Below are 23,773 nucleotides of genomic sequence, written 5' to 3' on the forward strand. Positions count from 1 at the left end.
GACCATTACAGAAGCGCCCGGAGGCCTCCATGACCGACACTCTCAGACTTGGCATCGCAGGGCTTGGCACCGTCGGCGTTGGCGTGGTGAAGATCGTCCAGCGGCAGGCGGCGTTGCTGTCCGCGCGCACGGGGCATGAGATCACGATATCTGCCGTCTCCGCGCGCACCCGCGATAAGGATCGCGGGGTGAACCTTGCGGCCTATGCATGGGAAGATGACCCGGTGGCGCTGGCTAAACGCGACGATGTGGACGTGTTTCTGGAGTTGATGGGCGGCGATGAAGGCCCCGCGAAGGACGCGACCGAAGCCGCGCTGAAGGCGGGCAAGGACGTGGTGTCGGCCAACAAGGCGCTCTTGGCCCACCACGGGCAGGCGCTGGCGGAACTGGCCGAGGCCCAGGGAGTGGCCCTGCGCTTTGAGGCCGCCGTGGCGGGCGGCATCCCGGTGATCAAGTCCCTGACCGAGGGCCTGGCAGGCAACCGCATCACCCGCGTCATGGGCGTGATGAACGGGACGTGCAACTATATCCTCACCCGTATGGACGAGGCGGGGTTGTCCTATCAGGAGGCCTTCGATGAAGCAGACGGCTTGGGCTACCTGGAGGCCGATCCCAACCTGGACGTGGGCGGCATCGACGCCGGTCACAAGCTGGCGCTTCTGGCCTCGATCGCGTTCGGAACCAAGGTGGCTTTCGACGATATGCGGTTGGAAGGCATCGGCGCGGTATCCATCGACGATATCCGCCGCGCGGGTGATTTGGGCTACAAGATCAAGCTTCTGGGCGTGGCGCAGATGACGGGCCGGGGTCTGGAGCAGCGCATGACACCCTGTTTGGTGCCCGAAACCTCGCCGCTGGGACAGTTGGTTGGCGGCACCAATATGGTGGTGATCGAGGGCGACGCGGTCGAGCAGATCGTCCTGCGCGGCCCCGGTGCGGGTGAAGGCCCCACAGCCAGCGCTGTCGTGGGCGACATCTGCGATATCGCGCGCGGCCTGCGGTTGCCAGTCTTCGGCCAACCCGCGGGCAGCCTGACGACGGCACCGCCTGCCAATGCGGAAAGCCCCGCGTGCTTCTACCTGCGCATGGAACTGGTCGACAAACCCGGCGCCTTGGCCAAGGTCGCGACGGCCTTGGGCGAAAACGGCATCTCTATCGACCGGATGCGCCAGTATGACCATGACGGCACCAACGCGCCGGTCCTGATCATCACCCACAAAGCCGCACGGCCTGATCTGGATGCCGCTTTGGCCGCCCTGCCCGCGACAGGCGTGGTCGCGGGCGCGCCGGTGGCGCTTCGGATCGAGGACGTGTGAGCTAAGTGGTAGAGCGCATCCTCGGGCCGCTTCTGATCCTCGATCACGTGGCCGAGGGCCAGATGCATCTGGCTGCGATTTTCGTGGCGCCTGCCGGGCAAAGTGTCCCTCCGGTCTGCGTTGATGATGGGGCCGTGCCCGTGGAGCCCCTTCTCGCCTACGGTTCGGCACACCTGTGGCGGGCGCGCTTTGTGCGGCCCGCCAATGCGCCTTCGGCGTATGAATGGGACGGCACGCGGTATGATCTAGCGAGTGACCTCAGCGGCGACCTGCGGCTGGCCTATGCCTCGTGCAATGGCGAAGAACATGGCGACATGGATCGCCATGAGGATGAGCGCAACGCGATGTGGGCGCACCTGGCCGCGCAGCACCGCGAGGCGCCCTTCGCGCTGCTGCTCCACGGGGGTGATCAGGTCTACGCCGATGAGGCCACGCAGGGCCATCCGCTGAGCGAGGAATGGCCCGACAGTCTGCCCCGCGATCCCCTGCCCCACGACCTTGACGATCTGCGCGTACACCTGCGCGAGCGGTTCGCGGCGCGCTACATTGCGCAGCTGAAACATGCGGACTACGCGTGGCTGGTGGCCCGCGTGCCGAGCCTTGCGCAATGGGATGATCACGACATTTGTGACGGTTGGGGATCGTTGCGGCGGTCCCGGACCTATTCTCCGGTCGGCCAGGTCTTGTTCGACGTCGCGAAAGAGGCCGCGCTTGCGTTCCAGCACGGCACGGTCGCGGGCGACTTGCCACCGCGTTTCGCCGACCCTGCGGGATATCACCTGAACTGGGCCATTGAGGCCCCGGGCCTGCGCCTGCTTGGTCCTGACCTGCGATCGGAGAGGACGCGCCGACAGGTGATGGACACGGGCGGATGGGCGGATGTGGAGGCCCACGCCGGGGCGGTGTTCGAGGGGCGCACGCTGGTCATGTCCTCGGTCCCGCTATTGGGGCCGCGCCTTTCAATCCTTGAGGCTTTGATGGTGCTGACGCCCAAGATGCAGAAATACGAAGACGATCTGCGCGACCAATGGCAAAGCCGTGCGCACCGCGACAGCTGGCGACGGATGTTGCGCCTGATGATGCAGATGCAGGAACAAGACGGTCAAGACGTCACCATCTTGTCGGGGGAAATCCACCTTGCGACCCGCGCCACCATGGGGACACTCAATGGGCAGGTGCTGCAACAATTGGTCGCCTCGGGCATTACACACCGTCCGCCGCCCAAGGCCTGGGCGCGCACCCTTGGCGCGCTCTCGCGGTTGGGCGAGGCACCCCTGCCCGGCCACCGCATCCGCATCCGCCGCATCCCCGGGCAGAAGCTACGCTATGTGGCAGAGCGCAATGCGCTGGTCTTGGCGCGGCGCGGGGATCAATGGCAGGCCGTCTGGCATTTCGAGCATTCCGGCCCCTCGCCTGCCCTGACCCTTTAACGCACCGACTTGACACACCCGCGCGCCTGCATCGACGCGCCGTTAGCGCCCCCAGCCTTGCCGCCCCACGCCGCGCCCGGTAAGGCGAAGACTACAGATCTTACATCTCGCAGGGACGGACCTCATGCCCAAGACTGACTTCAACGACCGTATGCTCTCATTGGGCCTTGCCCGTGTTTCCGAGGCGGCGGCGATTGCCTCGGCGCTATGGATCGGACGCGGGGATGAAAAGGCAGCGGATCAGGCGGCTGTGAACGCGATGCGCGACCAACTCAACAAGCTGGACATCAAAGGCGTCGTGGTCATCGGCGAGGGTGAGCGGGACGAAGCGCCGATGCTGTTCATCGGCGAAGAGGTCGGCAGTGGCGTAGGCCCCGATGTGGACATCGCGCTGGACCCGCTGGAAGGCACGACGCTGACCGCCAAGGATATGCCCAACGCGTTGACCGTTATCGCCATGGGCCCGCGCGGCTCGATGCTGCATGCGCCCGATGTCTACATGGAGAAGCTGGCGATCGGGCCGGGCTATCCCAAGGACATCGTGTCGCTTGACCAAACCCCCGGTGAGCGGGTGCGTCTGCTGGCGGCCGCCAAGCATTGCACTACGGCGGACATCACCGTCTGCGTGCTCGACCGCCCGCGCCACGAGGAAATGATCGCCGAGCTGCGCAAAACCGGCGCCGCGATCCGTCTGATCACCGACGGTGACGTCGCAGGCGTGATCCATTGCGCGGAGGCCGATGTGACGGGCATCGACATGTACATGGGTCTGGGTGGCGCACCCGAAGGCGTGCTGGCGGCCGCGGCTTTGAAATGCATGGGCGGGCAGATGTGGGGCCGTCTGGTATTCCGCAATGATGACGAGAAGGGCCGTGCCGCAAAGGCGGGGATCGAGGATTTGGACCGGATCTATGCGCGCGATGACATGGTCACGGCGGATGTGATCTTTGCGGCATCAGGCGTCACCGATGGCTCCATCCTGCCCGGCATCAAACGTGAACCCACGCATTTGACGATCGAGACGCTTTTGATGCGCTCCAAGACCGGCTCCGTGCGGCGGATGAGCTACCGCAACCCGAGAAGCTGAGATATGGCCTCTGCGCTGATCCTGATCGACATCCAGCAGGGCTTTGAAAGCCCTGTCTGGGGCGCCCGGAACAATCCTGGCGCCGAGGATAACGCCGCGCGGCTCCTGGTCGCCTGGCGCAAGGCCTCTGCCCCGATCTGCCACATCCGCCATATCAGCACAGAACCCGGTAGCCCTCTGGTCGGTGCCGGTGCCGCGTTCAAACCCCAGGTCGCACCGCAGGGCAATGAGCCTGTGTTCGAGAAACACGTCAATTCCGCTTTCATCGGCACAGATCTGGAAAATCACCTGACCCATTCCTCTATCGCGGACGTGGTGATCTGTGGCCTGACGACGCCCCACTGCGTCTCTACCACCGCGCGCATGGCCGCGAACCTTGGGTTCGGCGTGCGGCTGGCCCATGACGCCTGCGCGGCCTTCGCGGCGAATGCCTCGACCGAATGGGCCGAGAGTCTGGCGGCCCTGACGCCGCAGGTCATCCATGACACCGCGATCAGCCACCTGCACGGCGAATTTGCGCGCGCCATGACGACGGACGCTGTTCTCCTGGAAGGGCCATGAGCTTTTTGGGCGTCGAAACATCGCTGACGGGCCGCCGCTGGGTCGGCCCTTCGGCCGAGGTCGAGCGTCTGGCACAGACACTTGTGCAACGTGCCGATGTAGAGCCCGCCGTGGCCGCGATCCTGGCGCGACGCGGCGTGCAGCCCGAGGACGTCGCCAGTTTCCTCGCGCCGTCCCTGCGCGACCTGTTGCCCGACCCGATGACCCTCAAAGACATGGCACCCGCCGCCACACGGCTGGTGACGGCCGCCCGCAACGGAGAGCGCATTGCGATCTTCGCCGATTATGACGTCGACGGCGGATCCTCGGCCGCGCTGCTGATCTGGTGGCTGCGCGCGCTGGGGCGGCAAGCTACGCTCTATATTCCCGACCGCATCGACGAAGGCTATGGCCCCAACGACGAAGCCATGGCCGCATTGGCGAAAGACCATGACCTGATCATCTGTGTCGATTGCGGGACGCTGTCCCACGGCCCGATTGCGGCGGCAAAAGGGGCAGATGTGATGGTGCTGGACCACCACCTTGCCACCGCCGAGTTGCCCGACTGCGTGGCCGTGGTGAACCCCAACCGCGTCGATGAAGATGGCGCGTCCGGGCACCTCTGTGCCGCCGGCGTGGTGTTCATGGTGCTGGTCGACGCCAACCGCCGCATGCGCGAGGCGGGCGAGAAAGGCCCTGATTTGATGGACTTGCTGGATCTGGTCGCCTTGGCGACCGTGGCCGATGTGGCGCCGTTGATCGGCGTGAACCGGGCGCTGGTGGTGCAAGGCCTGAAGGTCATGGCGCGGCGGCAACGCCCGGGCCTTGTGGCCTTGTCGGACGTTGGGCGGCTCGACCGTGCGCCGACGTCCTATCATCTGGGGTTTGTCCTTGGCCCCCGCGTCAACGCGGGCGGTCGCATTGGCGCGGCGGACCTGGGCGCGCGTTGTCTCTCGACCGACAACATGTCCGAGGCCGAGGCGCTGGCCGCGAAACTGGACACCCTGAACACCGACCGCCGAGAGATCGAGCAGCGCGTGCGCGAGGCTGCGCTGGCACAGGCCGAGGCCCGTGGGCTGGAGGCCCCGTTGGTCTGGGCTGCCGAGGACGGGTGGCACCCGGGCGTCGTCGGTATCGTCGCATCGCGCCTGAAGGACCAGACGCGGCGGCCCGCGATTGTTATCGGCTTTGACGGTGACGACGGCAAAGGCTCGGGCCGATCCGTGGCGGGCGTGGACCTCGGTGCCTCGATCCAGAAACTCGCCGCCGAGGGGCTGATCCAGAAGGGCGGCGGCCACAAGATGGCGGCGGGCCTGTCGCTTAGCCGTATGCAACTGGAACCTGCCATGGCGCGCCTGACCGAGTTGTTGGCCAAGCAGGGCGCGGGCACGGGCGGGCCCGCCGATCTGCGCCTCGACGGAACCCTGATGCCCGCCGCCGCAACGCCCGAGCTGATCGAAAAGATCGAAGCAGCAGGCCCTTACGGTGCGGGCGCACCTGCCCCGCGTTTCGCCCTGCCTGCCCTGCGCATCCGCCATACGCGCCCTGTCGGAGAGACCCACTTGAAGCTGACCCTGAGTGATGGAGGCCCTGTCACGCTTGACGCAATCTGCTTTGACGCCGTGCGCTCGGGCCTCGATGCGCTTCAGGCCCACAATGGCCGCAGCGTCCATGTGGCAGGCCGTGTAGAGCTCAACCACTGGCAGGGTCGCGCCCGCGTTCAGCTGCGCCTCGAAGACGCGGCCTGGGCTGATTGAACAATCAGTGAAAGAATCCCCTTGAACCCCCCGCCCGCATTTTCTAAAGACGCGCTACCGCCAACTGCGGCCCGTTCGTCTATCGGTTAGGACGCCAGGTTTTCAACCTGGAAAGAGGGGTTCGATTCCCCTACGGGCTGCCAGGCGGCTGCGGCCCGATCAGTGCGCAGGGCGTCGCGCGCTGTAATGGCTGCTTCGGGCAGTGCCAACCGTTGTGCTGACAACGTGGTTTCCAATTGCTGCGACGTGACAGCCACGTCGCCCACCACTTCAGCCTGAAGGTGCCAACCTGCATCGCGCGGCAGACTGACCTCTGCAATTGACAGCGCGGGCGTTTGCCCGTGTTTCGTCAACTTGCCCAACGGGTATTCTACTGGGTCCAGACCCACCGTCAGGATCATGTCCGCCGCCGCAATCGCGTCGTCGACATGGTCGTGCGTCGGCAATCCGAATGCACCGAGGTTCTGAGGGTGATCTGCGGGAAGAATGCCCGCTGACATGAAACTGGTGGCCAGCGGCAGTCCGGTTTCTTCCAGGAACGCGCGCAAAGGGTCTGATGCACCTGCACGCAGCACCCCGGCCCCGCCCAACACGATCGGGCATTTGGCGGCGGCCAGTTGCTTGGCGACTTCGGCCATGGCCTCCGCGCTTGGGCCGGGTTGAGTGGCGAGCGTGGCGGGCACCGGCGTGCCGTCAGTTTCCTCGGCCGCCAGATCCTCCGGCAAACTCAGATGCACGGCACCGGGGCGCGGTTGGGTGGCCGTGTGCAAGGCTTCTGCCACGGCGCCCGGAATTTCCTGCGCTGTACGCAAGTTGCGCGACAACTTGGTGACCGGGGCGAACAGACGCTCAAGATCAATGATCTGGTGGCTGTCCTGCCCCTGCCCGATGCGCGACCGCGCGCCCTGTCCGGTGATCGCCAGAAGCGGCGCATGGTCCAACTGGGCATCGGCTACGCCAGTGACAAGATTGGTAGCCCCCGGCCCCAGCGTCGCAAGGCAGGCCGCCGGGCGACCCGTCAACCGACCGTGGACCGATGCCATGAACGCAGCCGCCTGTTCGTGGCGGCACAGCACGATGTCGATATCGGATGCCCCCAAGGCCTCCATCAGATCGGTAGTCTCTTCCCCGGGCAAGGCATAGACCGTATCGACGCCGCCTTCCTCTAGGCAGCGCACGAACAGCTCAGCCCCGGTCATATCGCACCCATTGCGCTGATCGCGTCGGCCGCCTTGCGGAAACCCGCGATATTCGCGCCCCGGCTGTAGTCGATGCGATTGCCGTCGCGCCCCTCGTCGGCGACGCGCTTGTGGATGTCGCACATGATCTGCTTCAGATCCGCGTCCACCTCTGCCACACGGTCGAACCGTCGGTGGCTGTTCTGGCTCATCTCAAGGCCCGAGACGGCGACGCCCCCGGCATTCGACGCCTTTCCCGGCGCGTGCAGCATCGCGGCTTGTTCGATCACTTCGCGCGCACCATCGGTCAGGGGCATGTTGGCCCCCTCTGCCACGATCTTGGTGCTGCCATCGACCAGCCGTTGAGCCATTTCCGCATCAAGCTCGTTCTGGGTGGCGCAGGGCAGTGCGATATCTACCTCATGTTCCCACGGCACGGCCCCGTCGACGAAGCGCGTCTGACCCGGCGGGCTTGCGATGTCTTCACCCGCCGCTTTGCGCGCGCGCACCCAATCGATCAGATCTTGCGTCATCCCGTCTTCTGCCAAAAGCGTGCCGGAGGTATCGGACAGCGTGACGACGCGCGCCCCGCGTGCCAATGCTTTCTCGGCGGCATGGGTGGCGACATTGCCCTTGCCGGAAATCGCGACGCGTGCGCCTTGCAGATCAGCGCTTTGTTCGGCCAGCATCGCTTCGACGAAATAAATCAAGCCATAACCCGTCGCCTCCACGCGCATGGCTGACCCGCCAAAGCTTTGGCCCTTGCCGGTCAGGGCACCGGCGAACTCGCGCGCATGGGCCTTGTAGGCCGCGAAAAGCCAGCCAATCTCGCGGGTGCCAACATTGATGTCCCCGGCCGGAATATCACGGTCGGGCCCGATGTAGGGAGCAAGCTCGCGCATGAAGGCCTGACAAAAACGCATGATTTCCGCCTCTGAGTGGCTCGAAGGGTCGAAATCCGACCCGCCCTCGCCGCCCCCCAGCGGCAGGCCCGTCAGCGCGTTCTTGAAGGTCTGCTCAAAGCCCAGAAACTTCAGCACCGATTGGTTGACGGAGGGGTGAAACCGCAGACCGCCCTTGTAGGGCCCAATGGCGTCGCAATATTGCACGCGCCAGCCGCGGTTCACTTGCACCTCGTTTTCGTCGTCCAGCCAGGTCACGCGGAAGCCGATGATACGATCAGGTTCGGCCAGCCGCTCCAGCACCTTGGCGCGGGCGTAGCCGGCATGGGCCTTTTCTATCGTGATCACGTCGCGTGCGACGTGGGCTACGGCCTGCTGAAATTCGGGTTGATCAGGCGCCAGTTCCACCACCCGGTCCATGAATCCTTCAAGAAGCGCTTCGCGTCCCATGAATTTTCCTTTTTTTTCACAAGAAAAGGGCGGTTTGCTCCACGAGGTCAGGAGCAAGCCGCCCTTTTTCGACACCGGTGCGGTGTCAGGATGTCGTGCCACGAATGGCGCGCGCGACCATGGCGATCACGAACAAGGCGATGAAGATGAAGAACAGCACCTGAGCGATCCCGGCAGAGGCGCTGGCGATGCCGCCAAAGCCGAAAACAGCCGCGATCAGTGCGACGACGAGGAATGCGATAGCCCATCTGAGCATTGGTTCTCTCCTTTTCTGGTATGCATTTCCAACGCCCGACTTGGGGCTTGGTTCCAGAAAGGATCAGAAAATGCCCAAGTCGCCCAAGGCCGCCGTGATGTCTTCGCGTCGGAAGGGCTGTTGGACCATGCCTATGCCGGGGTCGTCGCAGGGCGCTCCATCAAGTACCAGGATCGGCACATCCAGGGCGCGCCACTGCGCGATGCGGTCTTTTGGCATCGACAAGAACGCCTCATGCGTCATGATCACGACGCGGACAGGCGTGATTGTGATCTGGGAGACGTCGCGCGCGACAGCGACGTCGCCCGCGCAACAGGACTCTAGGATTTCCAACAAATCCTGTGCAAAAATGGGGCTGTCGTGGATCACCAGACAGGGCGCCACGGTGGTCTTGGCAGATCGATCCATGGCGCTTTCAGTCGGTTTCGGAACATTCGCGCAGCGTGCACGTTTCATTCACTAACCCGGCGAAAACGTCGGTGCATTAAACTGTGACATAGCTGACGCGGGGAAAAATGGTTGTTGATTGCGCGAACTGTCCATTGCGAAAACTGGATCTCTTCGAGGACCTGACGCCCGACGGCGTGACCTTCATGCGGCGGTTCAAGTCCGGCGAGTTGAAGGTCGACGCGGGCACGACACTGCTGATGGAAGGGTCCAACAGCCCGCAATTGTTCACCGTCCTGAAGGGGATGGGCTTACGCTACAAGTTGCTGCCCGAGGGGGACCGGCAGGTTGTGAATTTCGTGATGCCCGGCGACTTTCTGGGCCTTCAGGCTGGTGTCATGGGCGAGATGAAGCACTCGGTCGAGGCAACGACCCCCATGGTTCTGTGTGTCTTCAACCGATCCGAATTGTGGAACCTGTTCAAGACCGAACCGGAGCGCGCCTTTGACCTGACGTGGAGCGCATCGGTTGAAGAGCATTTTCTGGGCGACGCGTTGACCTCGGTCGGCCAGATGACCGCCCTGCAAAGGATTGGCTGGGGCCTGTTGCGCTTCATGACGCGATGCGAAGCCTTGGGATTGGCCAAAGGCGCCCGCTGTCCGTTTCCCTATCGCCAGCAGGACTTGGCCGACGCGCTTGGGTTGTCGCTTGTGCATACCAACAAGACGCTGATGAAGCTGCGCGACAAGCAGATCCTTTCGGTGCAAGATGGAACCCTGAGCATCATGGATCGCGACCAGCTAAGCACAATGAGCCCCCTTGAAGTCGAACAACCTGCGCGGCGGCCGTTGATCTGAAATCATGATGTCTACTGATCGGACACGAAAAAGCCCGGCCAATCAGGCCGGGCTTGTCATTGGATTTATCTTCGAACTCGTCTGTGGATCACGCGTTCATCTGGCTCGATCGCGGCCCCAGGAAGAACCACAGGATGAAGCCCAACAGCGGCAGCACCAGCACGAGCAGGCACCAAAGCACCTTTTTCCCCGTTGATGCATTCGATCCGATGATCGAGACGATGGCCCAAATGGCCAAGCCCAACAGGATGATGCCGCCAATTCCAGTTACTTCCAGCATTGTATTGCTCCTTTCGCGCGGCTCAAGCCGCCTTCAATTCCGTACGTGATTTCAGGACGCGGCTTCCGTCCTCTTGCTCGATCAGAAACGCGGGCTCTTGGCTGCTGGCGTTGCGCGTCACCTCTGTGCCGCTGATCGTGCGCGTTACCTTTTCGGTGAAGCGCTCGGTGATTTTGCCCTCTGCGGTGCCCTCGCCCCACTCCCAAGCGACGCTGTCGCCGACGCTGAATGCCATCAGTCGGTTGCGGGCACGACCGTTGCCGGTGCGGCCTGCTCTTCATCCGGGACGTTGGTCCAACCGAGGAAGTAGAATGCCACGATTGCGGCGACGAAAAGCGCAATCGCGAGGCCCCAGAAGGACCCCTTGTGGCGACGGGCTTGCTTTTCGACGTTGGTATCTGGTGCGGACATGTTTGTTCTCCTTTCCGAGGGTAAACGCGACCTCGCGTGGTTTGGTTCCACAGCTTGTTGCAAACCTTGAAGCGATGCCGCTTATGCTTCCTCCTCGACCTCTGATTTCACCTGACCCCAGGCCAGCAGCGCGAAGACAAGCGTTCCGCCGACGATGTTGCCTGTCAGGACGGGCAAGAAGAACGAGAAGAGGGCCTGGCCAAGCACCAGGTCGCCTTGCAACAAAAGCACCCACATCTCGACCGAGCCGGCGATGATATGGGTGAAATCACCCGCCGCGATGAGCCATGTGAACAGCACGATCAACAATAGTTCACTGCCACTTTGGCTGGGGAGCATCCACACGATGGCCGCCACGAGGATGCCCGCAGGAATTGCGCGCATGAACCCCTCCAGCGGCGGAAAGCCGGTGGCGTGATAAGACAGGTCGTTGATCGTCGTCACGATTTCAGGGGCAAGCGCGCCGCCGAAAACGATGAAGGCGGCTGCAACCGCGGCACCAACAACATTGGCCACTAACACAATGACCCAAAGCTGCACGACAGCCACCAGACAGCTCATGCTGCGCTCGGCGGCAAGGGGCAGGATGGTGGTGATCGTGTTTTCGGTGAACAACTGCATCCGGCCCATGATGACCAGCAGAAAGCCGAAGCTATAGCCGAGGTTCTCGATCAGGTAACGTGAGGGCGTATCGGGCAGATAGGTGCGCAGGATCGCTTCCCCGATGACCGAGAATGAGATCAGGATGCCCGCCGCGATGCCCGAATAGATGAGAGATTTCGCGGGTCGCGACAGCTCTTCCTCCCCCTCACGGCGGATAACCTCGTAGACAAGTTTGGATGACAGAGACGTTGCCTCGTCAATGGCTTCTTCTTCGCGCATGGGACCCTCCGTGATGCAGGCCTCAACGTGGGTGGACGCAAAGAGTTCCCTCCAAAAAGGCGGGAACTTCACCGGGGCGGAGCGGTTGAGTGTGTCGAAAGGAGATCTACCATGACCAACACGCTCAATATCGTGCCCGACCCAGACACCGTCAAAACCGGTGTTCGCGACGTCGAGGGCATCGCGAACGGCTTGGCGAACGTTCTGGCCGACACCTATCGGCTGACGTTCAAGACCCACGCCTATCATTGGAACGTGACGGGCCCACTGTTCTATTCAGTCCACAAACTGACCGAGGGGCAATACGAGAACATGTTCGCGGCGGCTGATGAGTTGGCCGAGCGGATCCGTTCCCTGGGACAATTGGCACCGATGAAGATGGCGGACATCATGGAGCGCTCGCGCGTTACCGACCTGGATGTCACACCCTCTGCTGGCGACATGATCAGCGATCTTGCCAACGACCATGAGAAACTCGCGAACCGCCTCCATGCCTTGATCGAGCTGACGGAAGGCCGCCGTGATCCCGTGACCGAGGATCTGGCGACCGAACGTTCGGCGTTTCACGAAGAAGCGGCCTGGATGTTGCGGGCGTTGATCGCGTCCTGACAGGATGAACTTATGGATGAACGAAAAACGCCCCGGCCTTGCGGTCGGGGCGTTTTCCTATCGGTTGAAGCGGTCTCAGGCCGGGACTTGCATCTGCTCGGTCGTGGCGAAGAACATGGCTTGGCTGACGGCGGCGCGCACCTGTTCTTCCGCGTAGGGCTTGCTGATCAGGAACGCGGGCTCTGGCCGCTCGCCGGTCAGAAGCTGCTCAGGGAAGGCGGTGATGAAAATGACCGGACGATCACCAAGTTCACGCAACAGCGCATTGACCGCATCGATGCCAGAGGATCTATCCGCCAACTGGATATCCGCCAGGATAAGATCCGGCACCTTCGCCTTGCCCTTGGCAATGGCGTCATCGCGGGTCCGGGCGATGGCGGTGACGTTGTGCCCCATGTCCGTGACGATCGACTGAAGATCCATCGAGATGATCGCTTCATCTTCGATGATCAGGATGTCGCCGGTGACCATCTGGCCCATATCAGCCATCGCGAGGGCATAGAGTTGTTCCACCTCACTTTGCGGCAACTGCATGATCTGCGAGATCGCATCGAAGCCGAAGCCCTCGATCGAATGCAGCAACAACGCCTCACGCGTGTTGGGCGTCAGTTGCTTGAGCCGCGATTGCGCGCGCCCCTCCAAAAGGTCCAGGCTTTCGTCATCAGCATCGGGCACCGGTGCTCCGGCACTGATCCAGATGCCGTGGAACGTCTGGAACAAGCCGACGCGGGCACTGGCGGCTGCATCGATGATGCCGGGGTCGGCCACGATCGCTTCCAAGGTCGCGACCGCATAGCGATCGCCAGTCCCCTGCCCGCCCGTCAGAGCCCGCGCATAGCGACGCAGGAACGGCAACTCCTGTGCCAATTGTTGCGAAAGGTCCTTAGGGTCCATCGTGCGTCTCCTTTATTTGCATTTGGTATGGAACTAACCTGGAACTCGAAAGTTCCCAACTCAGACACATTTTTTTCGTTGAAGAAGAACCCGATGCCATCAAACCCACAAAAGAAGAACATCGACAAGCAGATCGATGAGAATCTCAAGCGCGTCTACGACGATGCGCTCCATGAACCCTTGCCCGACCGCTTCACTGATCTCATCGCGCAATTGCGCTCCAAGGGTCAGGATGACTCCGATGACAAATGACCCACGCGACGAAATCGTCGAGCATCTGGGTGCGTTGCGCGCTTTCGCACGCTCGTTGACACGCAACGCCTCGGCGGCGGACGATTTGGTGCAGGACACCGTCGTGAAGGCCTGGTCGAACATCGACAAGTTTCAGGCGGGAACGAACATGCGCGCATGGCTGTTCACGATCCTGCGCAACACCTTCTATTCGCTGCGCCGCAAGCGCAGCCGCGAAGTCGAGGACATCGACGGCGACATGGCTGCACATTTGTCGGAAAAACCAGCCCATGATGGCCGTCTTGCCATGATGGATTTCGCGGCCGCCTTCGCGCAGTTGCCCGATGAACAGCGCGAGGCCCTGTTGTTGGTCGGTGCGACCGGCTTTTCTTACGAAGAGGCGGCCGACATGTGCGACTGCGCCGTGGGCACGATCAAGAGCCGCGCGAACCGTGGCCGCAAGCGCTTGGCCGAACTTCTGCACCTGGACGAAAACGAGGCCATGGAGATGACGGACGCGGCGACGGCTGCCGTGGTGACGGGTCGACCGGCGGCATGATCACGTCACTACGCTCGGCTGTACAATCCCTCAGGGCGCGCCTTGTCATCATGCTTAGCCTTGCGGTCCTGCCCCTTGGGGTCATTGCCGTGCTGCAAACCATCACCGTGATCGAAGAAGCGCGGTCCTTGGAGCAGCGGGATTTTCTGGCCCGTACCGTTCAGGCTGCAAGCGCGGAAGGCGGTGTCCTCAGGCGGACATACGGCGTGGCTGACGCGCTGGGGATGGCCGCCGCCAACCTCGGTGACGATGAACAGGCGTGCTCCGACATCATGAGCGATATGGTTGTCAGCAACACGATTTATTCGTTTGCCGGGTTCATCGCCGCAGATGGCATGATGCGCTGCTCGTCCGGGTCAGAGGCGGTGGATTTCAGTGGGTATGCCAATTGGCAAAGTTTCTTGGCAGAGCCGCGCGATCTGATCGAGATCAATCATAGCGGCGCGGTAACGGGTCTGCCGGTGATCATCATCAGCGTGCCGGTCTACGAAAGCGGCACCGCGACGTTGCTTGGGGCTGCGTCGATATCGATCCCCGTTCGGCTGACGGACGCCTTGCTTAGCGCGGGCACACAGGACGTGGCGTTGGCGTTGCTGGATGAAGACGGGCGCATCCTGACCGCCGAGGGAAGCGCGGACGATCTCTTATTGTTCAATCGACTTGGGATCACCCCCTCCACGATGGATATGCCCGCCACCGGTGCGGCCTTTACGGCAACGGCGGTGGATGGCGACGACCGGTTGGTCACCGTCGTCCCGTTACTGGAAGATCGCGTGTTTGTTGCCGGCATCTGGCAACCGGGCTCACGCGCCGCGATGGAGCCGCTTCTGGCCCGCGCCGCGCCCGTGTTCCCGCTTCTGATGTGGGCCGCGACCCTTGCCGTGGCGATGCTTGCTGTTGATCGGCTGGTGCTTCGGCACCTCAAGCGGTTGCGCGCAAGCATGCGCTCGTTCTCTCTGGATGAACCCAAGGATTCCTATTCGGCCCTCGACAATGCACCGGCGGAAATCAACGATATTGCGAACACCTACAACAGAATGGTGGATCGCATCCTTGCCGATGGCCGCGATCTGCAAGAGACGATCACCGAGAAAGAGCTGTTGCTGCGCGAAGTGCACCACCGTGTGAAAAACAACCTCCAGCTGATCGCCTCAATCCTCAACATGCAGATGCGCGCGATCCCGGAGGGGCCGTCCAAGAATGTTCTCAAGCGGGTGCAGGACCGGGTGATGAACCTGTCGTCGATCCACAAGATGCTCTATTCCGGCGACACCGTTTCCACCGCGCAGGCGGACCGGCTGCTGGAAGAGGTCATTCAGGCAACGCTCGCGATCGGGATCAAGCCCGGCGCGGGGGTAAAGATCGAAACCCATCTTGAGCCGTTGATGCTGGACCCCGACCAGACCGTTCCCCTTGCCCTGCTGGTCACGGAAACGCTGACCAATGCCGCAAAATACCTTGGAAAGCCGACCGATGGCGCGCCCCAGCTGGAGATCCGGTTGGATGTGGATGAAAATCAGCTTGTCCGCCTGTCAATCGCCAATACCGTGGGGACACGATTGCAAACCGACCTCGCGACCGAAGGAACCGGCCTGGGCGCAAAATTGATCGAGGCATTTGCCGCTCAATTGATGGGCGAGATGGATATCACTCACAGCGATACGGAATATCGTGTCACAGTAACATTCAAGACCCACAACGACGGGCCCGCAAAACGCAAGATTGAACAAGCTCGCGAAGCAGATGCCGCCCCCCGCGCAAGCCGCGCCATTTCCAGCTGATCCCGGCAGGAGTATTCGATGCAAGACAATCAGACGGCCGAGGACACGCCGGCAATCACGGAGTGTCAGGTCTGCTTCAATGCAGAGGACGCCTATCCCGCCTTCGAACAACTCTGCCTGTCCGCCCATACCGAGGTCATCGCAAGCTTTCGGGTCTTCGACCTGACGACGAAGCTGCGCAGCGACGCCGCCCGCCGGATCGGGCAGACCTGGTTCGACCTTGTGCTGCATATGCTGAATCAAGGGGTTCGCTTCGAGATCACCGTGACCGACTTCGATCCGATTGTCGCGACCGACGATCATCGGCGATCATGGACGAGCGCGCGCCAGATGGCGGCCGCGAACGAGCTGTCAGAAGGCGCGGCCCTGTCGTTTCGCATCGCCATGCACCCGGCCCGCGTCGGGTTTGTCCCGCGGCAAATCCTGAGCAAGAAGACCACCGACACCTTGAAGGACAGCGATGCCGACGCGCTGACGCCGGGGCTGGAAGATCTGTCACCCGGAGATGATCTGCCATTGGTGCCTGCCACCCATCATCAAAAACTGGCCGTGATCGACGGGCAGACGCTCTATATCGGCGGCTTGGACCTTAACGATCGCCGCTATGACACCAATGATCACGAGAGAGGGTCCGAGCAAACCTGGGCCGATATCCAAGCCATCGTGCGCGGCCCGGTCGTGGCGGCGGCCGAGCATCACCTCAGATCCTTTCTCGACGTCACCGATGCGCGCATGGATGCGCCGCCGCAAGCGCCCGGGTTCTTGCGGACGCTGTCGGGCAAGCGCCCGCGCAACCTGCTGCACATCGGCCCGAAGCCACTGGTGTCCGAGGTGGAGGACGCGCATTTGGCCGAGATCGAACGCGCGCGGGGCCTCATCTATCTTGAAACGCAGTTCTTCCGCCACGCCCCCTTGGCCAAGGCATTGGCGGCCGCAGCAAAGCGCTGCGATGATATCGCCGTGCTGTTGGTCCTGCCAGCCGCGCCCGAGGATGTCGCCTTCAATGGCAATTCCAGTGAGGATGCTCAATTCGGGGCCGAAAAACAAACGAAAGCCCTGCGCATTCTGGCCGACGGACTGGGCGAGCGGCTTGCCATCGCGGCCCCGGCGAAGCCCGAGCATGCGGGCGAAACGACACCTGACGCCGCGACAATCAGCGGCGCGCCGTTGATCTATGTGCATTCCAAATTATCCTTGTTCGGCACCGACGCCGCGATCATATCTTCTGCAAACCTGAACGGGCGCAGCATGCATTGGGATACGGAAGCGGGGATTCATTTGACTGATCCCGCGATGGTGAAACCCCTCTGGCCGCGCGTGTTCGACCATTGGCTTGGGGCTCATGTTCCCGCCGACCCTTTTGGCAACCCACCCGCATTCATTGCCTCGATCAACGCCCTGCTGTGCAAGAATGCAGCGCTCGCGCCGCCGGACCGGCAACACCTGTTGCTGCCCTACGATACCGATCGCCACGCAGAGCTTGCCTCCGATCTGCCGGGTGTGCCTGACGCAATGGTCTAGCCACGATTAATCTATCTTGTTGCTCCGGCGTCGCCTGGAACATAAGGTGAACAAATGGCAAAGCGTTCCCTTTCTGAAAAACTCGCCGTGCTCAGCGATGCGGCCAAATATGATGCATCCTGCGCCTCGTCGGGATCGACCCGACGCGACTCTCGCGATGGCAAGGGGCTCGGCTCGAACGAGGGGTCCGGCATCTGCCACGCCTATGCGCCCGATGGCCGCTGCATCAGCCTTCTGAAGATCCTGATGACGAATTTCTGCATCTACGATTGCGCCTACTGCGTGAACCGCGTGTCGTCGAATGTGGAACGGGCGCGGTTCAGCATCGACGAGGTCGTGAAGCTGACGATTGAGTTTTACCGGCGCAACTACATCGAAGGGCTGTTTCTGTCCTCGGGCGTGATCCGCTCACCGGATGCGACGATGTCGGACATGGTGCAGATCGCGCGTCGCCTGCGGCAGGAAGAGAACTTTCGCGGGTACATCCACCTCAAGACCATTCCCGACGCGGCACCCGAATTGATCGCGGAAGCCGGGCTACTGGCGGATCGGCTGTCGATCAACGTGGAATTGCCAACGGACGCAGCGGTCGCCCATTACGCGCCTGAAAAGAAACCCGCGCAGATCCGCCAGGCGATGGCCAACGTGCGCATGCACAAGGAGGGCGCGGCAGAGCGGTCCTTCACCGGCAAACGCCCACCACGTTTTGCGCCAGCCGGTCAGTCCACGCAGATGATCATTGGCGCCGATGGGTCGAATGACGCCACGGTTCTGGGCCAATCGACGCGGCTATATTCCAGCTACAAGTTGAAGCGTGTCTACTATTCCGCGTTCTCGCCGATCCCCGACAGCTCTGCCAAACTGCCGCTGATCCGCCCGCCCTTGCAGCGCGAGCATCGGCTGTACCAGGCCGACTGGTTGCTGCGCTTTTATGACTTCCAGCTTGATGAAATCACCTCAGTCGCGCCGGATGGCAATCTGGATCTGGAGGTGGACCCCAAGCTGGCCTGGGCGCTGGCTAACCGCGCGGTGTTTCCGGTGGATGTGAACGCCGCCAGCCGCGAGATGCTGCTTCGAGTGCCGGGGTTTGGCGTGAAAACGGTCAAACGCATCCTGAGCACCCGACGCCATCGCAACCTTCGCTACGACGATATCGCGCGTATGGGGGCATTGATGAAAAAGGCGCGCCCGTTCGTGACGGCACTGGGGTGGACCCCCGGCGGCCTGCTTGACAGTGAGGCCCTGCGCGCCCGTTTTGCGCCACCGCCCGAGCAGCTGACACTGCTATGAGCCGGATCATGACCCTACCCCGGATCGGGACGGCAGAGGCCTGGCGCGACGCGGCACGCGCGCATATGGTGGCCGGCACACCGCCGGATCAGATCGCATGGGGCGACACGACGACCGAACGGGGGCTTTTCGACGAACAGGCCGCCCTCCCCCCAGCAGGCAAGATCACCGTGCCGCGCGCCTTCATCGACATGGCCGACCGTGTCGTGTGGCACAGCGACCCGGCCCGCTTCGCGCGGCTCTATGCGTTCTTGTGGCGGCTGCGGGACGCGCCCCATCTGATGTCTGACAGGGGCGATGCAGATCTGGCCCGGCTACGCGCGATGGAGAAAAGCGTCCGCCGCTGCCAGCACAAGATGAAAGCTTTCGTGCGGTTCCGCGAGATCGGCGATCCGGCGGCCCCGCGACGGTCCTTTGCCGCGTGGTTCGAGCCGACCCACCACACGGTCGAGCCCACAGCCCAGTTTTTCGTGCGCCGCTTTGCCGACATGGACTGGCGCATCATCACCCCGGACATTTCCGCGGTGTTCGATGATGGCACGTTGAGGTTTCTTGAGGACCAGCCGAACCCGCAGCTCCCCGACGATGCAAGCGAGGCGCTGTGGATCACGTACTTCCAGAACATCTTCAATCCCGCGCGCCTGAAAGTTCAGGCGATGCAATCGGAAATGCCCAAGAAATACTGGAAGAACCTGCCCGAGGCCGCCGCGATCCCGGATCTGATCGCGGGCGCGCCGGCTCGTGCACGCACCATGGCGGCCTCCGCCCCCACGCTCGCCCCCCGGCGGGCGGCGTCGGCGCAATCGCAATTCAAGCGGTTCGTGTCGACGTGGGACGGCTCAGACGACGCGTTCGTCGCGGCCTTGCGCGGTTGCACGCGCTGCCCCCTCCACCGCGATGCGACCCAAGCGGTGCCCGGCGCGGGCCCCCGCGACGCGGCGCTGATGATCGTAGGCGAACAGCCGGGCGATCAAGAGGACCTTGCAGGCCAACCCTTCGTTGGTCCCGCCGGGCGTCTGTTCGATGAGATGGCGATGTCGGTGGGCCTCGACCGGTCGCGTGCCTACATCACCAATGCGGTCAAACACTTCAAATTCACGCCACGCGGCAAGCGCCGCCTGCACCAGCGCCCCAACTCAGACGAGATATCCCATTGCCGGTGGTGGCTTGATGCTGAGGTGACGTGCGTTGCGCCGAAACTGATCCTCGCCATGGGCGCCGTGGCGGCAGAGGCGCTGACCGGGAATGGCAAGGATCTTCTGACGCGGCGCGGCAAGGTGGTAGAAACGACGGGGGGAACTCCAGTCCTGATCACCGTGCATCCGTCCTACCTGTTGCGTATTCCGGACGCCGACAAGAAGGCCGAAGGCTTGGCGTGGTTCAAACAGGACCTGGAAGCCGCTTTACGGTTTGCGGAAGGCGCAGAGCGCGAAAGCAAGCGCTGCATTGAAGGCGCGGAGCGCCGTGCCTAGGCCTTCCTGACAGTCGTGTCCAACGGTCACCTCACGCGCATCGAAGCCGGGAACGGAATGGGGCATCTGTGCGTTGTGATGGAGAAGGCGCGCCAATCTCGGTGTGCCATTCATCAACCAAGGAGCGCTTCAGCCCATGACCCAGCCGACAGTCAAGCACCCCGACCTCAAGAATTCTGAGTTGCACCACGACCTGAAAGACCAACCTGGTGACGCGGAGGACCCCGACCATGCCGATGGCGACACGCAAGCGTCAGATAAGATCGAGAAAGCCGTCACAGAGTCAGACGATGACACCCAGATCGCCGATGCCCTCAAACGCGCGGTGTCAGACGATGGCTGATCCACAAATCGGAAAAATGCTTGGGGCGTTAACAGGGAGCCGACCTTGTCCCTGCGCGAAGAACGACACAAACACCCGCGCGAATGTCATGTTCCGGCGCGGGCGCTTGTCACTCGTAGATCGCAGCGGCGTGGCAGCGACGAACCTCTCAAACCGATGTGCTTGGGCAGGGTGTTTTCAGGCGTTCACCTTTTTCAGGCGCTCCTGATGCGGGATGCGGTGTCCGCCTCGGACGCGCCGATGAAGGCCCAAGCCTTTGCGCGTTCGCTGGTATCAAATTCCTTGGCCTTCACCGCGATAACCTTGTCCATCCAGCCGATCATTTTAGCGGCTCTGTCGGGCGCGCCGATCACGGCATAGTGGCGAACTTCCGACAAGGCTCGAAACCGAGAGGCGATGTCATCGCTGTCGAACATTGCATCCCAGTCGCTACCGGTGAATGGCGTCATATCAAGCAGGATATCGACCTTTTAGTCGTGCTTATCGAACGCCTTGAGCATGAATTTGGCCAAGGCCTCGGATGCGTCGTCGTCCACGCGGCAGGTAATGCGAAACGCGTACGCCGTCGGCGATGTGGTCGGAATTTGTTCGATCGGGTCATGAGGCAATTGTGTCATCTGAAACCTCCTTACTAGTAGGTCATCAAGATAACGCGTCGCCCAGGCAGAGGTTCCAGACGCGCCAAGGCGCTTCGCGAAGTGCTGCGCGGGATGTAGTCGCGAACGCGTAAAAGAAGCGGCGATGTCAGGTGGATAGACATCGAGAAGGACAACAGCCGGGGCGTTTGAGCGGGCACGAGAAAGCCCAACACAAGGCGAGATGCGCGATTGGCGGGAACGTGGCGTCTTTCGGATGTGAGTTGGGGCAGGACCTCACGCCTCACGAAGTTGAACGATACGATTGGAACCAAATGCGCTGTCACATGTTGAGTTGGCAAGAAACGTCAATTCTGATCCATGATGGAGAAGTCGCTATGCAAGCCCATCAACACGTCACCCCCACCGACACGCGCCCCGTGGACGTGCTTTCCGCCGTCGCGACCGATGTCAAAGACGTCACCGAAGGCTACGTCACGATGATTGACCGCGCGGAAGATGATTTGAAGCCGTTCGTTCAACTGCTTCGCGCACTTCACGTGAGCCACCTCCGCGAGTTGTTCGCCGAACTGCAGCATTTGGGCGGGCATCCGAAGGATACCGGGTCTTACATGGCAACGGTCCATACGGCCGTCGCCACCCTTCGCGACTGGACCGGCACGCTTGACGCGTCGGGCCTGCCGCAGATCATCGACGGGGAAGACACCATCATCGCATCCTATGACGCGGCGCTGAACGACCTTCAGAAGCACCCGGCCCAACGCAGCCTGATTGAGAAGCATCGCGCGGCCCTTGCCACGCATGTCGACGCGCTGCGCGACTAGGCCGCCACGCTCACCCAAACCAAACCACCTCTTGCGATGACTTTCGACGCCGGAGCCCCTCCGGTGCACGATGAAGGCTTGCGCAACGCCAACCCGAAGGAGACTTGACATGACAAATCGTAAATGCACGAAAGACGTCGAAGCAACAGTCAATGACGCCGCCAAGGACATTGCCGACACAGCCAAGGCCGAACTGTCGGCAAGCGGCGAAACGGTCAAGGACAACGCCGCCCACCGCGCCGAGCAAGAGGCCGAGCAGATGCGCCGCGCTGGCGAGGCCTTCGACGGTAACCCCTTCGCCCGTGAGGCCGCGCATCACATTGCTGAAAACCTCAGCTCCGCCGCCCACGCCCTGCGCGAGGCGGATCTGTCGAGCATTCAACACGATGTCGCCGATTTCGCGCGCCGCAATCCGTTGGTCTTTTTCGGCGGCTCGGCGGCAGTGGGCTTCCTTGCCGCGCGCGCTCTGAAAGCGTCCGAGCGGGCTGAGCCTGCCACTGTGTCGCAACACCGTCTGCCCGATCAAAGCGCACGCGCCGAGTGGGGGCAGTCGTAATGGTCGAGCCAGGTCTTTCCCCCTCGGCCGCCGCATCCCTGATCGGCGACATCTTTTCGCAAGGTGTTCGCATCTTGCGGAAGGAGGCGTCGCTGGCAAAGGCCGAGTTGTCCGAGAACCTGGGCCGCGCCGGCGTGGCGCTTGGCCTTCTGGTCGGCGCCGTCGTTCTGGCTCTCGTGGCCCTTGTGACGCTCGCCGGGGCCGGTGTTGCCGGGCTTGTGGCGGCTGGCTGGTCCGTATGGCTCTCGGCCCTTGTGGTCGGCGGCGGCCTTGCGGTGATTGCCGCGATTTTCGCCACGATCGGCGTGCGCGGCCTGAAGCCCGAAAGCCTCGCGCCGTCGCGCAGCATCGAAAACGTGAAACGCGACTTCAACGTCATCAAGGAGCAGATCAATGCCTGACGCCGACAGGCTTGAGGAAGAACTGCGTTTGGAGCGTGAAGCTCTCCGCTCGAAGCTGAGCCTTCTGGGGTCACAATTCACGCCTGACCGCATGGCGACCCAAGCCAGCCAGACCGCCCAGGTTATCGGCGGCAAGCTGGTGCGCGGCGCAGTCGATGTGGCGCGGCACAACAAGATGCCCCTCGCTTTGACCGGCACGGGCCTTGCCTGGCTTGCCATCAGTGCTGCCGTCGGAACCCGCCCAAGCGCCCCGCGCGTGGCATACGACACACGCTCGGAACCGACTTCGCCGGGTCTTCGCGATGAACACGTCAACGATCCATCCCTTGGCGACTTCGATGATCGGGTCGCCGCCGCTGACCGCGCGATGAAGCGCGACGCGGCATTGAACCCTCAGGAAGGAGATTACGATATGACCTACCCCAAACACGCCCCGACCGACAGCGACACCACGCGCATGGACCGCTTGCGCGAGACTATCGAAAACGGCCTCGATGGTCTGCCCGATGCCGCGAAACAGCGTGTGCGTGCCGCTCGCGAAGCCGCGATGTCCGCACAAGAGCGCGCCAGGATCGAGGCTGCCAAAGCTGCGGATACCGTGCGCACGACGGCCCATGAGAATCCCATGCTTGTCGGCGCCCTCGCGTTCGCCGCCGGGGCCGCGCTGGCCGCAATGCTGCCGCGCACCTCGACGGAAAATCGCATTGTCGGCGGCCAACGTGACCGTCTGTTCGACGAAGCGGACCGCGTTCTGCAAGAAGAGCGCGCCAAGTTGACCGAGGCCGCGACAGGCTTCATCGCGGACGGACAAGCCAAGGTGAAAGAGGCCGTGACCGGCGGCAGCAAAAACGCCGAAAAAGACCAGACGAGGGCGACGCGCAACGGCAAGGCCGAAGCTGCCGCTCAGGCCTGAACCACGATATACGCAAGGGGGCCCCTACAAAATGGGGGCCCCTTTTGCTT

At 62.6% G+C, this 23,773-nt stretch carries 28 protein-coding genes, 1 tRNA gene and 1 pseudogene; 19 read left to right on the forward strand and 11 right to left on the reverse strand.

Annotated features, from left to right (window positions below; translation table 11 throughout):
* Positions 1-29 precede the first annotated feature (29 nt).
* The 6 genes from KUL25_RS08760 (at position 30) to KUL25_RS08785 (ending at position 6,273) form a co-directional block, all read left to right on the forward strand.
* Positions 30-1,316, forward strand: a complete 1,287-nt coding sequence (locus tag KUL25_RS08760; protein WP_257892597.1) for a homoserine dehydrogenase — start codon at positions 30-32, stop codon at positions 1,314-1,316.
* Positions 1,317-1,321: 5 nt separating this feature from the next.
* Positions 1,322-2,746, forward strand: a complete 1,425-nt coding sequence (locus KUL25_RS08765) for an alkaline phosphatase D family protein (protein ID WP_257892598.1) — start codon at positions 1,322-1,324, stop codon at positions 2,744-2,746.
* 124 nt (positions 2,747-2,870) lie between these two features.
* Positions 2,871-3,833, forward strand: coding sequence for a class II fructose-bisphosphatase (gene glpX, locus KUL25_RS08770; RefSeq protein WP_068360790.1), 963 nt, complete (start codon positions 2,871-2,873; stop codon positions 3,831-3,833).
* A gap of 3 nt (positions 3,834-3,836) precedes the next feature.
* Positions 3,837-4,394 (forward strand): cysteine hydrolase family protein, encoded by a 558-nt coding sequence (locus KUL25_RS08775; protein WP_257892599.1) that lies wholly within the window; start codon positions 3,837-3,839, stop codon positions 4,392-4,394.
* Entirely contained in the window at positions 4,391-6,130 is a 1,740-nt protein-coding gene (recJ, locus tag KUL25_RS08780; protein ID WP_257892600.1) for a single-stranded-DNA-specific exonuclease RecJ, read from the forward strand. Before KUL25_RS08775 ends, recJ begins: the two co-directional genes overlap by 4 nt.
* A gap of 68 nt (positions 6,131-6,198) precedes the next feature.
* Positions 6,199-6,273, forward strand: a tRNA-Glu gene (locus KUL25_RS08785).
* Positions 6,274-6,426: 153 nt separating this feature from the next.
* On the opposite strand, the pseudogene KUL25_RS08790 reads toward KUL25_RS08785, so the two are convergent.
* From KUL25_RS08790 to KUL25_RS08805, 4 genes and pseudogenes are all read right to left on the reverse strand, one after another.
* Positions 6,427-7,329, reverse strand: a pseudogene (locus tag KUL25_RS08790) (thiamine pyrophosphate-binding protein); the annotation flags it as partial.
* Positions 7,326-8,660, reverse strand: coding sequence for an NADP-specific glutamate dehydrogenase (gene gdhA / locus KUL25_RS08795; protein ID WP_257892601.1), 1,335 nt, complete (start codon positions 8,658-8,660; stop codon positions 7,326-7,328). The pseudogene KUL25_RS08790 and the gene gdhA, both read right to left, overlap by 4 nt.
* Positions 8,661-8,745: 85 nt before the next feature.
* On the reverse strand, positions 8,746-8,916 hold the full coding sequence (locus KUL25_RS08800; protein WP_082916442.1) for a DUF1328 domain-containing protein: 171 nt from the start codon (positions 8,914-8,916) through the stop codon (positions 8,746-8,748).
* A 63-nt stretch (positions 8,917-8,979) separates the two neighbouring features.
* Positions 8,980-9,372: a hypothetical protein gene (locus KUL25_RS08805; RefSeq protein ID WP_257892602.1), complete on the reverse strand. Its 393-nt coding sequence runs from the start codon at positions 9,370-9,372 to the stop codon at positions 8,980-8,982.
* A 59-nt stretch (positions 9,373-9,431) separates the two neighbouring features.
* Here KUL25_RS08805 and KUL25_RS08810 point away from each other — a divergent pair, with 59 nt between their 5' ends.
* The gene (locus KUL25_RS08810; RefSeq protein ID WP_257892603.1) at positions 9,432-10,160 is read left to right on the forward strand and encodes a Crp/Fnr family transcriptional regulator; all 729 of its coding nucleotides are present in this window, start codon (positions 9,432-9,434) and stop codon (positions 10,158-10,160) included.
* Between the two features lie 88 nt (positions 10,161-10,248).
* On the opposite strand, the gene KUL25_RS08815 is transcribed toward KUL25_RS08810, so the two are convergent.
* The 4 genes from KUL25_RS08815 to KUL25_RS08830 all read right to left on the reverse strand — a co-directional run bounded on the left by KUL25_RS08815 (position 10,249) and on the right by KUL25_RS08830 (position 11,733).
* On the reverse strand, positions 10,249-10,440 hold the full coding sequence (locus tag KUL25_RS08815; protein ID WP_068354749.1) for a PLDc N-terminal domain-containing protein: 192 nt from the start codon (positions 10,438-10,440) through the stop codon (positions 10,249-10,251).
* 22 nt (positions 10,441-10,462) lie between these two features.
* Positions 10,463-10,675, reverse strand: a complete 213-nt coding sequence (locus KUL25_RS08820; RefSeq protein ID WP_257892604.1) for a hypervirulence associated TUDOR domain-containing protein — start codon at positions 10,673-10,675, stop codon at positions 10,463-10,465.
* Positions 10,675-10,851, reverse strand: coding sequence for a hypothetical protein (locus KUL25_RS08825; RefSeq protein ID WP_161489762.1), 177 nt, complete (start codon positions 10,849-10,851; stop codon positions 10,675-10,677). Before KUL25_RS08825 ends, KUL25_RS08820 begins: the two co-directional genes overlap by 1 nt.
* A gap of 81 nt (positions 10,852-10,932) precedes the next feature.
* Positions 10,933-11,733 carry a formate/nitrite transporter family protein gene (locus KUL25_RS08830; protein WP_257892605.1) on the reverse strand — a complete coding sequence of 267 codons (801 nt, stop codon included), beginning with the start codon at positions 11,731-11,733 and terminating at the stop codon, positions 10,933-10,935.
* Between the two features lie 111 nt (positions 11,734-11,844).
* Between KUL25_RS08830 and KUL25_RS08835 the strand changes: the two genes are divergently transcribed.
* The gene (locus KUL25_RS08835) at positions 11,845-12,342 is read left to right on the forward strand and encodes a Dps family protein (protein ID WP_257892606.1); all 498 of its coding nucleotides are present in this window, start codon (positions 11,845-11,847) and stop codon (positions 12,340-12,342) included.
* Between the two features lie 75 nt (positions 12,343-12,417).
* Here KUL25_RS08835 and KUL25_RS08840 read toward each other — a convergent pair whose 3' ends face one another.
* On the reverse strand, positions 12,418-13,236 hold the full coding sequence (locus KUL25_RS08840; protein WP_257892607.1) for a response regulator: 819 nt from the start codon (positions 13,234-13,236) through the stop codon (positions 12,418-12,420).
* Positions 13,237-13,329: 93 nt separating this feature from the next.
* Between KUL25_RS08840 and KUL25_RS08845 the strand changes: the two genes are divergently transcribed.
* From KUL25_RS08845 to KUL25_RS08875, 7 genes are all read left to right on the forward strand, one after another.
* Positions 13,330-13,488: a NepR family anti-sigma factor gene (locus KUL25_RS08845; RefSeq protein ID WP_161489765.1), complete on the forward strand. Its 159-nt coding sequence runs from the start codon at positions 13,330-13,332 to the stop codon at positions 13,486-13,488.
* Entirely contained in the window at positions 13,478-14,026 is a 549-nt protein-coding gene (locus KUL25_RS08850; RefSeq protein ID WP_257892608.1) for an RNA polymerase sigma factor, read from the forward strand. Before KUL25_RS08845 ends, KUL25_RS08850 begins: the two co-directional genes overlap by 11 nt.
* Positions 14,023-15,807: a sensor histidine kinase gene (locus KUL25_RS08855; RefSeq protein WP_257892609.1), complete on the forward strand. Its 1,785-nt coding sequence runs from the start codon at positions 14,023-14,025 to the stop codon at positions 15,805-15,807. Before KUL25_RS08850 ends, KUL25_RS08855 begins: the two co-directional genes overlap by 4 nt.
* Before the next feature lie 18 nt (positions 15,808-15,825).
* The gene (locus tag KUL25_RS08860; protein WP_257892610.1) at positions 15,826-17,328 is read left to right on the forward strand and encodes a phospholipase D-like domain-containing protein; all 1,503 of its coding nucleotides are present in this window, start codon (positions 15,826-15,828) and stop codon (positions 17,326-17,328) included.
* 54 nt (positions 17,329-17,382) lie between these two features.
* A complete protein-coding gene (locus KUL25_RS08865; protein WP_257892611.1) occupies positions 17,383-18,618 on the forward strand; it encodes a putative DNA modification/repair radical SAM protein in 1,236 nt (411 codons plus the stop codon).
* Between the two features lie 8 nt (positions 18,619-18,626).
* A complete protein-coding gene (locus KUL25_RS08870) occupies positions 18,627-20,090 on the forward strand; it encodes a UdgX family uracil-DNA binding protein (protein ID WP_427854412.1) in 1,464 nt (487 codons plus the stop codon).
* Between the two features lie 136 nt (positions 20,091-20,226).
* Entirely contained in the window at positions 20,227-20,433 is a 207-nt protein-coding gene (locus tag KUL25_RS08875; RefSeq protein WP_257892613.1) for a hypothetical protein, read from the forward strand.
* Between the two features lie 194 nt (positions 20,434-20,627).
* Here the strand turns inward: KUL25_RS08875 and KUL25_RS08880 are convergent, their stop codons facing one another.
* Positions 20,628-20,894 (reverse strand): SpoIIAA family protein, encoded by a 267-nt coding sequence (locus tag KUL25_RS08880; protein WP_345791019.1) that lies wholly within the window; start codon positions 20,892-20,894, stop codon positions 20,628-20,630.
* A gap of 9 nt (positions 20,895-20,903) precedes the next feature.
* Positions 20,904-21,050, reverse strand: a complete 147-nt coding sequence (locus tag KUL25_RS08885) for a hypothetical protein (RefSeq protein WP_257892615.1) — start codon at positions 21,048-21,050, stop codon at positions 20,904-20,906.
* Positions 21,051-21,406: 356 nt separating this feature from the next.
* Here KUL25_RS08885 and KUL25_RS08890 point away from each other — a divergent pair, with 356 nt between their 5' ends.
* The 4 genes from KUL25_RS08890 (at position 21,407) to KUL25_RS08905 (ending at position 23,723) form a co-directional block, all read left to right on the forward strand.
* Positions 21,407-21,853, forward strand: coding sequence for a DUF2383 domain-containing protein (locus tag KUL25_RS08890; RefSeq protein ID WP_257892616.1), 447 nt, complete (start codon positions 21,407-21,409; stop codon positions 21,851-21,853).
* 109 nt (positions 21,854-21,962) lie between these two features.
* Positions 21,963-22,409 carry a hypothetical protein gene (locus KUL25_RS08895; RefSeq protein WP_257892617.1) on the forward strand — a complete coding sequence of 149 codons (447 nt, stop codon included), beginning with the start codon at positions 21,963-21,965 and terminating at the stop codon, positions 22,407-22,409.
* Positions 22,409-22,810 (forward strand): phage holin family protein, encoded by a 402-nt coding sequence (locus tag KUL25_RS08900; RefSeq protein ID WP_257892618.1) that lies wholly within the window; start codon positions 22,409-22,411, stop codon positions 22,808-22,810. The genes KUL25_RS08895 and KUL25_RS08900 overlap by 1 nt, the downstream gene beginning before the upstream one ends.
* Positions 22,803-23,723: a hypothetical protein gene (locus tag KUL25_RS08905; protein ID WP_257892619.1), complete on the forward strand. Its 921-nt coding sequence runs from the start codon at positions 22,803-22,805 to the stop codon at positions 23,721-23,723. The genes KUL25_RS08900 and KUL25_RS08905 overlap by 8 nt, the downstream gene beginning before the upstream one ends.
* Positions 23,724-23,773 lie beyond the last annotated feature (50 nt).

Origin of the sequence: Gymnodinialimonas phycosphaerae (assembly GCF_019195455.1) — a bacterium.
Classification (GTDB): Bacteria; Pseudomonadota; Alphaproteobacteria; order Rhodobacterales; family Rhodobacteraceae; genus Gymnodinialimonas; species Gymnodinialimonas phycosphaerae.

Excerpts from the sequence above, each read along its gene's own strand:
- KUL25_RS08775 (WP_257892599.1), top strand. The coding sequence starts at position 3,837 with ATGGCCTCTGCGCTGATCCTGATCGACATCCAGCAGGGCTTTGAAAGC.
- KUL25_RS08860 (WP_257892610.1), top strand. The coding sequence starts at position 15,826 with ATGCAAGACAATCAGACGGCCGAGGACACGCCGGCAATCACGGAGTGT.
- KUL25_RS08800 (WP_082916442.1), bottom strand. The coding sequence starts at position 8,916 with ATGCTCAGATGGGCTATCGCATTCCTCGTCGTCGCACTGATCGCGGCT.
- KUL25_RS08885 (WP_257892615.1), bottom strand. The coding sequence starts at position 21,050 with ATGACACAATTGCCTCATGACCCGATCGAACAAATTCCGACCACATCG.
- glpX (WP_068360790.1), top strand. The coding sequence starts at position 2,871 with ATGCCCAAGACTGACTTCAACGACCGTATGCTCTCATTGGGCCTTGCC.
- KUL25_RS08845 (WP_161489765.1), top strand. The coding sequence starts at position 13,330 with ATGCCATCAAACCCACAAAAGAAGAACATCGACAAGCAGATCGATGAG.
- KUL25_RS08865 (WP_257892611.1), top strand. The coding sequence starts at position 17,383 with ATGGCAAAGCGTTCCCTTTCTGAAAAACTCGCCGTGCTCAGCGATGCG.
- KUL25_RS08825 (WP_161489762.1), bottom strand. The coding sequence starts at position 10,851 with ATGTCCGCACCAGATACCAACGTCGAAAAGCAAGCCCGTCGCCACAAG.
- KUL25_RS08820 (WP_257892604.1), bottom strand. The coding sequence starts at position 10,675 with ATGGCATTCAGCGTCGGCGACAGCGTCGCTTGGGAGTGGGGCGAGGGC.
- KUL25_RS08810 (WP_257892603.1), top strand. The coding sequence starts at position 9,432 with ATGGTTGTTGATTGCGCGAACTGTCCATTGCGAAAACTGGATCTCTTC.
- gdhA (WP_257892601.1), bottom strand. The coding sequence starts at position 8,660 with ATGGGACGCGAAGCGCTTCTTGAAGGATTCATGGACCGGGTGGTGGAA.
- KUL25_RS08760 (WP_257892597.1), top strand. The coding sequence starts at position 30 with ATGACCGACACTCTCAGACTTGGCATCGCAGGGCTTGGCACCGTCGGC.
- KUL25_RS08850 (WP_257892608.1), top strand. The coding sequence starts at position 13,478 with ATGACAAATGACCCACGCGACGAAATCGTCGAGCATCTGGGTGCGTTG.
- KUL25_RS08805 (WP_257892602.1), bottom strand. The coding sequence starts at position 9,372 with ATGAAACGTGCACGCTGCGCGAATGTTCCGAAACCGACTGAAAGCGCC.
- KUL25_RS08875 (WP_257892613.1), top strand. The coding sequence starts at position 20,227 with ATGACCCAGCCGACAGTCAAGCACCCCGACCTCAAGAATTCTGAGTTG.
- KUL25_RS08835 (WP_257892606.1), top strand. The coding sequence starts at position 11,845 with ATGACCAACACGCTCAATATCGTGCCCGACCCAGACACCGTCAAAACC.
- KUL25_RS08830 (WP_257892605.1), bottom strand. The coding sequence starts at position 11,733 with ATGCGCGAAGAAGAAGCCATTGACGAGGCAACGTCTCTGTCATCCAAA.
- recJ (WP_257892600.1), top strand. The coding sequence starts at position 4,391 with ATGAGCTTTTTGGGCGTCGAAACATCGCTGACGGGCCGCCGCTGGGTC.
- KUL25_RS08890 (WP_257892616.1), top strand. The coding sequence starts at position 21,407 with ATGCAAGCCCATCAACACGTCACCCCCACCGACACGCGCCCCGTGGAC.
- KUL25_RS08815 (WP_068354749.1), bottom strand. The coding sequence starts at position 10,440 with ATGCTGGAAGTAACTGGAATTGGCGGCATCATCCTGTTGGGCTTGGCC.
- KUL25_RS08840 (WP_257892607.1), bottom strand. The coding sequence starts at position 13,236 with ATGGACCCTAAGGACCTTTCGCAACAATTGGCACAGGAGTTGCCGTTC.
- KUL25_RS08855 (WP_257892609.1), top strand. The coding sequence starts at position 14,023 with ATGATCACGTCACTACGCTCGGCTGTACAATCCCTCAGGGCGCGCCTT.
- KUL25_RS08870 (WP_427854412.1), top strand. The coding sequence starts at position 18,627 with ATGACCCTACCCCGGATCGGGACGGCAGAGGCCTGGCGCGACGCGGCA.
- KUL25_RS08905 (WP_257892619.1), top strand. The coding sequence starts at position 22,803 with ATGCCTGACGCCGACAGGCTTGAGGAAGAACTGCGTTTGGAGCGTGAA.
- KUL25_RS08895 (WP_257892617.1), top strand. The coding sequence starts at position 21,963 with ATGACAAATCGTAAATGCACGAAAGACGTCGAAGCAACAGTCAATGAC.
- KUL25_RS08900 (WP_257892618.1), top strand. The coding sequence starts at position 22,409 with ATGGTCGAGCCAGGTCTTTCCCCCTCGGCCGCCGCATCCCTGATCGGC.